General features: G+C 32.9%; 13 protein-coding genes. 4 read left to right on the forward strand and 9 right to left on the reverse strand.

The annotated features are described in order from the left end of the window. Window positions 1-4: 4 nt before the first annotated feature. The 3 genes from kdpA to ABI657_RS12515 form a co-directional block, all read right to left on the reverse strand. Window positions 5-1705, reverse strand: coding sequence for a potassium-transporting ATPase subunit KdpA (kdpA, locus tag ABI657_RS12505; protein WP_348097602.1), 1701 nt, complete (start codon window positions 1703-1705; stop codon window positions 5-7). Window positions 1706-1928: 223 nt separating this feature from the next. Then, window positions 1929-2210: a hypothetical protein gene (locus ABI657_RS12510; RefSeq protein WP_348097603.1), complete on the reverse strand. Its 282-nt coding sequence runs from the start codon at window positions 2208-2210 to the stop codon at window positions 1929-1931. A 326-nt stretch (window positions 2211-2536) separates the two neighbouring features. Continuing rightward, a complete protein-coding gene (locus ABI657_RS12515; RefSeq protein WP_348097604.1) occupies window positions 2537-3880 on the reverse strand; it encodes a sigma-54 dependent transcriptional regulator in 1344 nt (447 codons plus the stop codon). 182 nt (window positions 3881-4062) lie between these two features. Here ABI657_RS12515 and ABI657_RS12520 point away from each other — a divergent pair, with 182 nt between their 5' ends. Continuing rightward, entirely contained in the window at window positions 4063-5073 is a 1011-nt protein-coding gene (locus ABI657_RS12520; RefSeq protein WP_348097605.1) for an LLM class flavin-dependent oxidoreductase, read from the forward strand. 50 nt (window positions 5074-5123) lie between these two features. Here the strand turns inward: ABI657_RS12520 and ABI657_RS12525 are convergent, their stop codons facing one another. Further along, on the reverse strand, window positions 5124-5624 hold the full coding sequence (locus tag ABI657_RS12525) for a pyridoxamine 5'-phosphate oxidase family protein (RefSeq protein ID WP_348097606.1): 501 nt from the start codon (window positions 5622-5624) through the stop codon (window positions 5124-5126). 16 nt (window positions 5625-5640) lie between these two features. Further along, window positions 5641-6015 carry an STAS/SEC14 domain-containing protein gene (locus ABI657_RS12530; RefSeq protein WP_348097607.1) on the reverse strand — a complete coding sequence of 125 codons (375 nt, stop codon included), beginning with the start codon at window positions 6013-6015 and terminating at the stop codon, window positions 5641-5643. A gap of 200 nt (window positions 6016-6215) precedes the next feature. Between ABI657_RS12530 and ABI657_RS12535 the strand changes: the two genes are divergently transcribed. Next, window positions 6216-6833, forward strand: a complete 618-nt coding sequence (locus tag ABI657_RS12535) for a DUF4230 domain-containing protein (protein ID WP_348097608.1) — start codon at window positions 6216-6218, stop codon at window positions 6831-6833. Window positions 6834-7038: 205 nt separating this feature from the next. Continuing rightward, window positions 7039-7404: a hypothetical protein gene (locus ABI657_RS12540; RefSeq protein WP_348097609.1), complete on the forward strand. Its 366-nt coding sequence runs from the start codon at window positions 7039-7041 to the stop codon at window positions 7402-7404. 42 nt (window positions 7405-7446) lie between these two features. On the opposite strand, the gene ABI657_RS12545 is transcribed toward ABI657_RS12540, so the two are convergent. Continuing rightward, entirely contained in the window at window positions 7447-9204 is a 1758-nt protein-coding gene (locus ABI657_RS12545) for an aromatic amino acid hydroxylase (RefSeq protein WP_348097610.1), read from the reverse strand. 466 nt (window positions 9205-9670) lie between these two features. On the opposite strand from ABI657_RS12545, the gene ABI657_RS12550 reads away from it, so the two are divergent. Beyond that, on the forward strand, window positions 9671-9799 hold the full coding sequence (locus ABI657_RS12550; RefSeq protein WP_348097611.1) for a hypothetical protein: 129 nt from the start codon (window positions 9671-9673) through the stop codon (window positions 9797-9799). A 35-nt stretch (window positions 9800-9834) separates the two neighbouring features. Here the strand turns inward: ABI657_RS12550 and ABI657_RS12555 are convergent, their stop codons facing one another. From ABI657_RS12555 to ilvA, 3 genes are all read right to left on the reverse strand, one after another. Next, window positions 9835-10278, reverse strand: a complete 444-nt coding sequence (locus ABI657_RS12555; RefSeq protein WP_348097612.1) for a hypothetical protein — start codon at window positions 10276-10278, stop codon at window positions 9835-9837. A gap of 75 nt (window positions 10279-10353) precedes the next feature. Next, entirely contained in the window at window positions 10354-10737 is a 384-nt protein-coding gene (locus ABI657_RS12560) for a group III truncated hemoglobin (protein ID WP_348097613.1), read from the reverse strand. 79 nt (window positions 10738-10816) lie between these two features. Beyond that, window positions 10817-12061, reverse strand: a complete 1245-nt coding sequence (gene ilvA / locus ABI657_RS12565) for a threonine ammonia-lyase IlvA (protein WP_348097614.1) — start codon at window positions 12059-12061, stop codon at window positions 10817-10819. Window positions 12062-12160: the final 99 nt, after the last annotated feature.

Raw genomic sequence — 12160 nt, forward strand, 5'->3', positions numbered from 1 at the left:
TATTTTACTTCGCAGAAAAATATTCAGCAATTGGTCCTAATGTTAAAGCTGGGAAAAATGATAAAGCTGCTACGATAAAGATTACCGCAAAAACAAGTAAACCAAAAGTGGAAGTATCTGTTTTTAAAGTTCCGTTGCTTTCTGGAACGTATTTTTTAGAAGCTAAAATTCCAGCGATTGCAACAGGTCCGATAATTGGTAAGTAACGAGCCAGTAACATTACAATTCCAGTTGAGATATTCCAGAAAGGCGTATTATCACCTAAACCTTCAAAACCACTTCCGTTATTCGCTGCTGATGAAGTAAACTCATATAACATTTCTGAGAAACCGTGATAACCAGGATTCGCTAACCAACCTGATAAAGCTTCAGGATTTCCTGCGTATAAATTGCTTGCCAACGCTGTTCCTACTAAAATCAAAAATGGGTGAAGTAAAGCAATCATCATAGCGATTTTCATTTCTTTGGCTTCAATTTTCTTTCCTAGGAATTCTGGAGTTCTTCCAACCATCAATCCACTGATGAAAACGGCAAGAATAATAAAGATGTAGAAATTTAAAAATCCAACACCGACACCGCCATAAAAACAGTTAATCATCATTCCTAAAAGTGCCATCATTCCTCCAATTGACGTCATACTGTCGTGCATTGCATTTACAGAACCATTACTGGTAACCGTTGTATAAGTCGCCCAGTTGGCGGAAGCAACAGCCCCAAAACGAACTTCTTTTCCTTCCATACTTCCCATGTGTTGGGCAATTCCCATATGAGAAATAGCAGGATTTCCGTTCATTTCGCTAATAACACTTGGAATCAATAAAATCAAGAATCCTAAAGTCATGACACTGTAAATTGTCCAGGATAATTTTTTGCGTTTTAAAACAAATCCAAGTGCAAAAATCATCGCAATTGGAATCAAAAAGATGGAAGCATTTTCAACAATGTTAGTCAAGTAATTCGGATTCTCCATTGGGTTTGAAGAGTTTGGACCGTAAAATCCTCCTCCGTTTGTTCCCAATTGTTTAATCGCTACAAAAGCGGCAACAGGACCACGACTTACATTTTGTTCATTACCTTCAAGAGTTGTGATTTTATCTTTCCCTTCAAAAGTCATTGGAGTTCCATTAAAAACCAAAATTGAAGCGACTATAATTGCTAAAGGCAATAAAACTCTAGTACAAGAACGAACGAAAAAGCTGTAGAAATTCCCTAATTGCGTTGTTGTTTTTTCTTTCATGGCAACAAAAACCATTGCACAAATTGCCATTCCGCAACCCGCGCTAATAAATTGCCAAAGCATTAATGACAATTGTCCTAAATAAGACAATCCGCTTTCTCCCGAATAATGCTGTAAATTGGTATTGGTGATAAAACTAATGGTGGTATTAAAAGCTAAATCTCCAGTCATAGATGGGTTTCCATCTGGATTAAACGGCAACCAAGACATATTTGTTAAAACTAACATCGAAAGGATAAACCATATAAGGTTGATAGATAACAATGCTCCTAAATGCTGTTTCCAAGTCATTTCGATGTTGGGATTTATGCCTCCAACTTTAAAAAATAATTTGTCGATTGGGTCGAAAATTTTGTCAAGCCAAGTAGTTTCATAATTGAAAATCTTGCCGATGTAACGACCAAGTGGAATAGCTAAAAGCATAACTAATCCATACATAACGATAATTCCTAATATTTCTGTATTCATGATATAAGTGTGAAATTTTTAATTTTAGATTTTAGAATGTAAATTTTAGATTCATTAAAAATTAAAATTTTTCAGGTTTGATTAAAACATAACCGATGTAAATAAAAACGGCGATGGCGATGATAAATAATAGTTGCATAATTTTAGATTTTTTCAAAAATTGAAATCATTTTAAATAAACCAGCGAATAACGCCAGTCCAACTGCGGTTAAGATTGCTGTGATCATACTCCAGAAGTATTAATTTGTTTGATATATTCCGCTTTAAGCGCTTGTGGAAAAAGATGTGAAATACTGCAGTGACGCATTTCCATAAAAGAAGAAACCGAAAAAACATAGACGTTTGAAATTACGTTTTTAGTTTCGGCACTTCCTGTAATAAAAAGATGTTCAGCAAGAGCCAGGCATTTTTTTGCCCGAAGGATATTACCCGAAATAATTGCTTTTTTGGTAATCTCAGCAAAACGTTCTGATTGTTTGTAAACAGATTTGACTTGATTTTTCATTAGAAAGAATTTTAATGTTTTCTCTCCTTATGCCAAAAGCTGTTCCAAAAAAGTGGCACAACAGCTAAAGCGTTGTCAATAAAAGAATTGTGATTTTGTGCCAAAAATTGGGCATAAAAAAAGCCTATCAAAATGATAAGCTTTTATTAAAATGATAAGTTATTGGATTGGGTTGAAATTATTTTTAACACATAGAAACATAGTTCTAAAATGTAAATAAGGTATTTCATTAAAAATAAAACGCATAGCTATGTGAAAAAATATATTTTCTAAAAACATCTCAAATTAAGAATTCAATTCTATGTCTCTATGTTTTTAAATAAAGACTATTGTATGTTGTACTCGTCTAATTTCCGGTACAGAGTTGCAATTCCTATTTCGAGCAAACGAGCCGTTTCAGCTTTATTTCCTTTCGTATAATTCAATACTTTTTGAATGTGAAGTTTTTCGATACTTTGCATAGAGAAAGCCGACATCGTTTTATTTGTCTTTTCAGGCTGATGTTGCATTTCATAAGGCAAAAGATCTGACGTTAAAATAGAATCACTAGTTAAAATAACTGACCGCTCAATAATATTTTTGAGTTCACGAATATTTCCCGGCCAGGAATAATTTTCTAATTTCTGAAGAAAATCGTCTGAGATTTCTAAAGTCTTTTTATTGGTTTTTTCAGAAAATTGTTTGACAAAAGAAAGTGTTAACGGCGCAATATCTTTGATTCTTTCTCGTAACGGAGGAAGTTTAATTTCGAAAATATTCAAACGAAAATATAAATCAGAGCGAAAACGATGCTCGTCACTTTCGGTTTTTAAATCCCTGTTTGTCGCTGCAATTAATCTAAAATTTGATTTTTTGGGAGTAGAATCACCAACTGGAATGTATTCGCTAGTTTCTAAAACACGTAATAATTTTGCTTGTAATTCTAAAGGCATTTCCCCAATTTCATCTAAAAACAAAGTACCGCCATTGGCTTCTTCAATAAAACCTTTTTTATCTTTTATGGCTCCAGTAAAAGCGCCTTGTTTGTGACCAAAAAGTTCACTTTCTAAAATTTCCTTGCTGAAAGTACTGCAATTCAATGCAACGAATGACTTTCCAATTCGGTTACTATTTTCGTGAATTGCTTGTGCGAAAACTTCTTTTCCAGTTCCAGTTTCTCCTGTTAAAAGCACAGTTGAATCTGTTTTGGCTACTTTTTTTGCAAGATCAATAACTTGCTCGATACCTTTTGATTTTCCAATAATCCCTTCAAAAGAATATTTATCAGAGATTCTCTTTTCGAGTTGTTTGACTTTCTTTTGCAATTGCACTTTTTCAAGAGCTTTGTACAATAATGGTATAATTTTATCATTATCATCACCTTTCACAATATAATCGAAAGCTCCGTTTTTCATGGCTTGCACACCATCGGGAATATTCCCGAAAGCAGTTAGCAAAATAACTTCGATAAGTGGAAAACTCCCTTTTATATTCTGAAGAAAATCAACACCATTTCCGTCAGGTAATTTCACATCACATAAAACGACATCAATATCGGTTTGTTCTAGTTTTTTGAAACCAGATTTCAAATCTTTAGCTTCGAAAACTTCAAAACCTTCCGATTTTACAATACGTGCCAACAGACTTCTGAGTTTTTCTTCGTCGTCGATAATTAAAATTTTGTGTGTCATTTGTGGAAAGGCTAGAATTGAAATTTAATTTTCGAGATACAAATTTAGGTTTTAAATCATTTGGGTTTTAAGTTTTAAAATGAAAATTAGAATAAAGGTTTTAAACATTATAATTCTATTAACATCACATAATTCAGCTTTCATTTCAAATGAATTAATTTTGTAAAAAAGAATTATTTTACATGAAAGATCCAATTTCAATCTCCATATTAGAATTAGCTATTATTAATAATGACAGCAATGCTTCTGAAACATTAAACAAAACAAAAGAAATAGCGCAATTAGCAGATCATTTAGGCTATAAACGTTTTTGGCTGGCCGAACATCATAACATGGCACATGTTGCGAGTACTGCTACTGTGGTTTTGATTGGATATATTGCCAGTCAGACACAAAATATTAGGGTTGGTTCGGGCGGCATTATGCTGCCAAACCATTCTCCTTTAATTGTTGCCGAACAATTTGGAACGTTGGAAACACTATATCCAAACAGAATTGATCTGGGTTTAGGAAGGGCTCCAGGAACTGATCAGCCAACTGCCGAAGCTATTAGAAAAGATTTTTTTGAACAGGCACAGCGATTTCCACAGAATGTATCTAAGCTTCAGGAATATTTTTCTGAAGAAAATGCTACTGCAAAAGTACGTGCTTTTCCTGCTGAAGGAACAAAAGTGCCTATTTGGATTTTGGGTTCAAGCATGGAAAGTGCATCATTGGCTGCTTCTTATGGTTTTCCGTATGCTTTTGCAGGACATTTTGCACCTCGCCAAATGTTGCAGGCTTTTGAATTTTATCGTGATAACTTTCAGCCATCATCGTTTTTGGATAAACCGAAAACGATGGCTTGTGTTAATATTATTGCAGCAGATACAGATGAAGAGGCCGAAAAATTATCTACAAGTTTATATCAAATGTTTCTGAATCTAATTCGCAATGATCGCAAAGGCCTTCAGCCTCCAGTAAATTCCCTGGATGATATTATGAGCGAAGAAGAGCGATTTCATGTCAATCAGATGACTGCAGCTTCTTTTGTTGGAAGTAAAAAGCAAATTGCAGCCGATTTAAGAAAGTTTATTGATTATGCTAAAATTGATGAATTAATGGTAACCAGTCCAATTTTTGACCATGAGGCAAAATTAAAAAGCTTGCTATTGACGAAAGAAGTAATAGACGAATTAAATGCGGATCAATAATTTCCGCATATTTGTCAAAAAGAAAGAGACTCAAATTTGAGTCTCTTTTTTTATATATTTAATTTCCCTTCAACTCCTATATCTGATGTAGTTCCAAAAATTGCTGAACCGGCCATCTTTAGTAATGAAATTATTTTACCATCTTTTGTATCCCAATAATAGGCATCTGATGGACTTACTTTTATAACTGTAACTTTTGGGTCATTTTTACCATCTTCAAACCAGGCTTTAATTACAGGGCTCCATAACTCATTTATTTTCTCCTGATCTTTATATATTGTGGCATTACCATAAATTGAAATGTATTGAGAACTCGAGTTACTGGCAAAAAATAACTGAACCTGGCTATCTTTTAAAATTTCAAAATTCTTATTGCTTGTTGCAGAGCTGATAAACCACAAATTTCCCTGATCATCAACATCCTGAACACTCATTGGTCTGGATTGAAGTGGTGCTTTAGTAAGCTCTGTACAAAAGATAGCCACATTGATATCTTTTACCATTGAAATTAATTTATCTACAGCTTCTTTATTGTTTAAATCTTCGTTCATAATATTATTTTTAAAATTAATCTAAATCTATTTTTTCTGATGTCCAGTCTATTGCCAGCATATAATCTTCTTTTTTGAATCCTTTAAATTCTCCCGGCATAACGGTATTAAAAACTGTAGTAAAATTGATCATTCTCTGACAATCCGTTACGATAGCAGCTCTTGTCCATTTTGTCAGGTTTTTAATACTTAACAAGGATTCATGCAACCACGCACCTAATGTAAAATCGGTTGGGGAATTATCAAAAAATAGTAGATAATTGAGTTTGGGAGCATCTTCAATTAAAAGCCGTACTTCTGATGTTACAAAATCAACATCGCCTCTAACTATCTGGCCGGCAGTTTTAAAACCAATCATATTTGCTGGTAACTCCTTAATTTTTTCAATCATATACATTTTAATTTTGCTGGTTAAAATCAATTTTACAAAAATAAAGCAACACTCTTTCCAAATGCTTATTTAAAAAAATAATAATCTTACATAATTACAACGTTAACGCAAAAGTTTTAATTTTATAAAAGAAGATTAAAATAAGTTAAAATCCTTCGTAAAAAGATTAAATTAGCTATCATAAAATTATACCCGGATATATGCTTAAAAAACTTTTAGTTATTGCAGGAATTGTAGTTACAATTGTGCTTGCTTTCAAATATTGCGAATTAAAAAAAGAAGACGATTCTATCGCTTATAATACGAATATTATTCAACAACAAATTTTAAATGTTGGAAAATTGGTTGTTACTGAAGGACATTTCTCTGAAGTTATCACCTATAAAAACCAGCAGAAGTATTTAATGAATATGCTTTCTTTTGAAAAGAAAGCGCTGATTGTTGTCAATGCAAATGTAACTGTTGCTTATGATTTGCATAAGATTAAATATGATATTGATGAAAAAAATAAGACAATAACAATTCTCAATATTCCGAAAGAGGAAATTACAATTAATCCTGATATTCAGTTTTATGATGTCGAACAAAGCAAATTAAATCCGTTTACGGGGGATGATTACAATAAAATCAACAAATCCGTAAAAGCCAATCTCGCAAAGAAAATCGATAAATCTTCCTTAAAGACAAATGCACAAAACAGACTGATCAGTGAATTGTCTAAGATTTTAATCCTGACAAATTCAATGGGCTGGAAACTGGAATACAATGGCAAAACAATTGAATCAGATACAGATTTTAATCAGGATTTGAAATTATAAGCAATATAGATGAAAACTAGCCTATTGATTTTAATATCGTTATTAAATCTGAATTTCTTTGGAATGCATTATTACATCGAATCCAATGTTAAGAATACCTGAAAAGATGATTTTCCTTCTGGATTATCTTTCTTTTTTGAACAAATTGGTGGTTTTGGAGAAAAAAGTATGGCCAGTCAAGTAGAGAAAATCTTGAAAAATTGACTTGTCAACTTTTCAAGATTATGATTCTGAGGCAGAAGAAGATTCAAAAAAGTATTGGAAAAATATAATTGTTTTTGAAAAAACAATTGACAATCTATTATTCCAAATAAAATCAAATCCAAATTACTTTAAAAAAGTAAAATACAATCCAGTTTATGAAGATTACACATTTTCTTCTGATGAAAATGAGATGGAAAAAAATAATCAGAAACAAAGAGAATATGAAAAAAATCCATTACATGGATTTCCAAATGACAATGGATATTTAAGTTCTAATAAATTTGTAGCAGAATTAAATCAGTTAAAAAATATTCTAAAGTGTTACAAAAAACATGGCGCAACAAAGATTAAACTAAGTTACATGTAGAATAGATAAAAATTCGTGTATAAGGACTTTAGCGGTAAATCTCTAAAGAACCTTCTTATCAAAAATCAAATCCAATCCGCCAGCAATTAAATGTGCCACTTCAGGACGTTTTTCTTTGAGTTGATCCAAATAAAATAAAACTTCCTGTAAAAGTTCTTTCTCGTCTGAATCCTTCAAAAGTTCAGTAATTTCTACAGAAAGCAGCCAATCAGCAGGATGATTTTTTTTTAACTTTTCAAAAACAGCTTTTAGTTCTGATTTAGAATCTTTATTTTCTCTGATCATGCGGACAGTCTGGTATAATATTTCCAAATCATCACGCTCGTTTGTGTGCTTTGCTTTTATAGTAGTTGTTTTAGGAACTGAATTTATCAGATCAAAACTATTTACATCGGCGGGACCGGAAAATGCAGAAACTACCTTTTTGCCAATAGCCATATCGTAATTTCCCCATTCTGGCTGAAACAAAATTGTTTCGCCATGACTTACGGTACAATTTCTAAAACTAATTAAAATAATTTCTCCATGTAGATTTCTTGAACCGGTAATAATTTCTCCTTCAACAATAATATTGCCTTCAAATTCCAGTTTTACAGTTTCATTTTCAACGATGCTGTAGGCTTGCAAATCCTTCGGGCTCATATCTTCAATCGCTAAATTGAAACCTTTTAGTTTTCCAATAGGACTTCCAAAGCCTTCTGAATGAGTCAGAGTTCCGTGGCCAACCAATTCTTTTTCACGGTAGGATAAAGCTGTTTTTCCTGTCGTTTGAATATAAACAGGCTTTCCTTCTTCTTCCAGAACATTGGTAAAAACTCCGGAAATTTGTAAACCTGTACTCAATTCTATTGTTCCTAAAGCATTTGAATGAATTAGTTTTTGAATTCCTGAAAGCCCTCCGGTGCGCAATGCCATTTTATTGGCAAATTCTTCTAAAATTAAACTCAAATAAGAAAAATTTGGCGTCACATAAAGTTGAGGCTGGAGTTGCGTAATATCAAAATTCTGGCTGGCAGCCGATATATCATAAGGGATTTTCTTTACATTATCAGTCATACACCAAGCACTTTCCCCTATAGACGAAAGTAATCCGGCACCATATATTTTTGGTTTTTCAACGGTTCCAATTAAGCCATATTCAACTGTCCACCAATGCAAATTACGAATCTGGGCCATTTCTGATAATTCGCCCATATTGTTTTGTAAATCAGCAACTGCTTTTTCGGCTTCATCGATTTTTTCGTGTGGTGTATCTTCGGCTTCTTTCAAAATAGAAAGCAGTCGAATTGCTTCATACATCTGATAATCTTTGTGGGATGAAATAGCTTTGCAGCCAATTTCTCCAAACCGGCGTAAATATTCAGCATATTCCGGATTGGCAATAATAGGAGCGTGGCCGGCACCTTCATGAATAATATCCGGTGCAGGTGTATATTCAATATGTTCGAGTTGACGAATATCCGAAGCAATAACTAAAACATTATATGCCTGAAATTCCATGAAAGCATTGGGAGGAATAAATCCGTCTACGGCAACTGCTGCCCAGCCAATTTCGGTCAGGATTCGGTTCATGCCATACATACTTGGTATGGAGTTAATTTCGATTCCGGTTTTTTTTAAACCATTCAAATAGGAGTTATGCGCCACTTTAGATAAATAATCCACATTTTTTCGCATCACATAACGCCAGACGGCCTGATTAATGGGCGTATAATCGTTATAATCCTGTGGTTTAATAAATTGCTTTAAATGTTCAGGCAGTTTTTCTAATAATGGATTTGTCTCAATAATGGAATTCATTTCAGAATCTTTGTAGGTTTCAAATGTAAAATTACGAATTTTAGGTATTTAAAATAACTTTTTAAAGATTGATTTTCATAAATAGGAGTGTTTTTTTGGATAATTGTTAATTAAAATACTATTCTTTAAAAAAAAATATTTGAATTTGCTCGTACTGTTGTATAACCAATACAAATCTGGGCTTTTTAGGCATAAGATACTTTTTTATTAAAAATAGGAGATCGGGTCAATAGTAAAATTTCTAATTCGTACTATTATCATTACCGAAAAAATTAGTAGTCCATGCTTGAATAGGGAATTGGTTTGAATTAGGGTGTTTGAATCTGATGCTGATGTGGAATAATTCAGTCCCTGAACCGAGATTTTGGTAAGGACAAAAGGAATGTTTTTTGGAAGGGAAGAAAGCACTTTGTTGACGATGCTGCTTTTGAAATTGCTGCTTCAGGCATAATTAAAGATAAAAATCATGTTTACTATACCAATGGAAAAGAATATGATTTTTAGAGATATTAAAGATGCCAATCCAAAAGCATTCAAAAAGGCTACTGAAAATGATATTTGGGAAAAAACAAATATAGAAATAGGAAAATTATAAATTAACTTATTCGAAAATCAGAATATTGAAAATGATTAACAATCATTATTTTCATAGTTTATTTTCTCCATTTTGTCTTCGTAATTTTCAATTTCCTTTTTTGTCATGCGAGTTTTTTTTACGTCAACTTTTAATTGTTTTTTACTGTCGGGGCTTATCCAGACACCAATAAAATCAGCACCTTCCTTTTTCAAAATCATGACGCCAGAAAATCCATGTTCTACTAAAACAAATTGATTCTCATTTTTTTTATTTTGGGTAATGTCTAATTGAATCCAGCTTCCGGTTTTATCATATTTATACATTGAGGTATACATCAAATCAGCTGTACAAGGATTTTCTTCAGTTTTGATATAAAAAGTAACAGGTATTTTTCCATCAATACTTCCTTTGTACAAAGTGTTTATGGTAGATTGAGCTTTTGCATTAATTGAAAATAAACCGCAAAATAGAACCAATAGAAGAATTACTTTTTTCATGTTAGAATAGTTGGTTGTCAAATTTAATTATTTAGAAATAGTATTCAGGCAATTTATAAAAATTGCAGTGAAATTTTATTCATTTTCTAAATTTCTAAAATATTCGATTTTATAATTGAACATATGTGCCATATTCGCGGCACGAACTTTGGCTTCCTCGGCTAGTTTTCCAGTAAACAAGCTGTCAACCGTAGTCGTGAAAATTTCCATCCAGCGATCAAAATGCGTCTGATTGACAGGTAAATGCTTGTGAGGAGGAAAAGGTGTTCCGGAGTAAGTGTGTTCCTCTAAAAGTATAGTCTGCCAGAAACGGTACATTTTTTCCAGATGTTCAGGCCATCTTCCTGTCATTTTTTCGTTAAAAATTGGGCCGATTAAATCATCGTTCTGCACTTTTTCATAAAAAGTATTGACTACAAGTTTAATGTCTTCTATGTTGGATATATCCTGGACAGCCATTTTTTTTTAAATTAAATTCGATTGCAAAAATACATGATATCATTTTGCCTGTTACTGATATTTATCAGAAAAACTTATGTTATCCAATCAATTGCGTAAACAAATCAGGATTATCATTTAAATATTGAAACTCGAAACCGTTTTTAGTCATATTCATTTTGACTGCCAGAATATCTTTCTTGTTTTTTAATTCCAGTCCAACCACGACAGAACCCATTTCGCGGCTTGTTTTCTTCGCAAACTGAAAATAGGTAATATCATCATCAGGGCCTAAAATATTATTTACAAATTCTTTCAATGCTCCGGGACGTTGCGGAAACTGAATCATGAAATAATGCATTAAACCTTCATAAAGTAAGGAACGTTCTTTTATTTCGGCAGTTCTTTCAATATCATTATTACTTCCGCTTACTATACAAACAACATTTTTACCTTTTATTTTATCTTTATAAAAATCTAATGCTGCAATTGTCAAGGCTCCGGCTGGTTCTACAACCATAGCTTCTTCATTGTACAAACGCAAAATAGTAGTACAGACTTTTCCTTCCGGTACCAAAATAATATCGTCTAAATTGTTTCGGCAGATTTCAAAAGTAGTATCACCGACTTGTTTTACAGCGGCTCCATCAACGAATTTATCAATCGTTTTTAGAATTGTATTTCTATTTTCTGCAATCGAAGTTTTCATCGAAGGAGCACCTTTTGGTTCAACACCGATTATTTTAGTGTTCGGACTCAGATGTTTAAAAACTTCCGACAAACCTGATGCCAGTCCTCCACCGCCAATCGGAACAAAAACATAATCTATAGGTTCTTTATAACTGTCAAGAATTTCTAATCCTACAGTACCTTGTCCTGCAATGACTTTTTCATCATCAAAAGGGTGAATGAATATTTTGTGGTTTTTAATGGCATCTGCAGTAGCCGAAGCATACGCATCATCAAAAGTATCTCCGGTCAGTACAATTTCAACAAATGATTTTCCAAATAACTGTACCTGTTTTACTTTTTGTTTCGGAGTGGTTTTGGGCATATAAATTTTGCCATGTATTTGAAGTAAATTACAGGAATAAGCAACGCCCTGCGCATGATTTCCTGCACTGGCACAAACTATTCCAACAGCTTTTTCAGGATCACTTAACGAAGAAATTTTGTTGTATGCTCCCCTGATTTTATAGGAACGGACAATTTGTAAATCTTCTCTTTTTAATAAAATAGTCGATTTAAATTCGTCTGAAAGATTCAGGTTTTGTGTAAGTGGAGTAGCAATAACTACGCTTTCGAGTTGCTTTTTTGCAGCAAGTACTTCGTTGAATAAATTCATAGTATTAGTTTTGTAAAATAAAAAAACCTCCCGGGTTAGGGAGGTTTAATAAATTGTATTTGTCTTTCTTAGATATACACCCCGCCATTATTGCTCAAT

Origin of the sequence: Flavobacterium sp. (genome assembly GCF_039930565.1) — a bacterium.
Lineage (GTDB): Bacteria > Bacteroidota > Bacteroidia > Flavobacteriales > Flavobacteriaceae > Flavobacterium.

Coding starts and splice junctions, on each gene's coding strand:
- ABI657_RS12515 (WP_348097604.1), bottom strand. CDS start 3,880: ATGACACACAAAATTTTAATTATCGACGACGAAGAAAAACTCAGAAGT.
- ABI657_RS12560 (WP_348097613.1), bottom strand. CDS start 10,737: ATGGCTGTCCAGGATATATCCAACATAGAAGACATTAAACTTGTAGTC.
- kdpA (WP_348097602.1), bottom strand. CDS start 1,705: ATGAATACAGAAATATTAGGAATTATCGTTATGTATGGATTAGTTATG.
- ABI657_RS12545 (WP_348097610.1), bottom strand. CDS start 9,204: ATGAATTCCATTATTGAGACAAATCCATTATTAGAAAAACTGCCTGAA.
- ABI657_RS12555 (WP_348097612.1), bottom strand. CDS start 10,278: ATGAAAAAAGTAATTCTTCTATTGGTTCTATTTTGCGGTTTATTTTCA.
- ABI657_RS12520 (WP_348097605.1), top strand. CDS start 4,063: ATGAAAGATCCAATTTCAATCTCCATATTAGAATTAGCTATTATTAAT.
- ilvA (WP_348097614.1), bottom strand. CDS start 12,061: ATGAATTTATTCAACGAAGTACTTGCTGCAAAAAAGCAACTCGAAAGC.
- ABI657_RS12535 (WP_348097608.1), top strand. CDS start 6,216: ATGCTTAAAAAACTTTTAGTTATTGCAGGAATTGTAGTTACAATTGTG.
- ABI657_RS12530 (WP_348097607.1), bottom strand. CDS start 6,015: ATGATTGAAAAAATTAAGGAGTTACCAGCAAATATGATTGGTTTTAAA.
- ABI657_RS12550 (WP_348097611.1), top strand. CDS start 9,671: ATGTTTACTATACCAATGGAAAAGAATATGATTTTTAGAGATATTAAA.
- ABI657_RS12510 (WP_348097603.1), bottom strand. CDS start 2,210: ATGAAAAATCAAGTCAAATCTGTTTACAAACAATCAGAACGTTTTGCT.
- ABI657_RS12525 (WP_348097606.1), bottom strand. CDS start 5,624: ATGAACGAAGATTTAAACAATAAAGAAGCTGTAGATAAATTAATTTCA.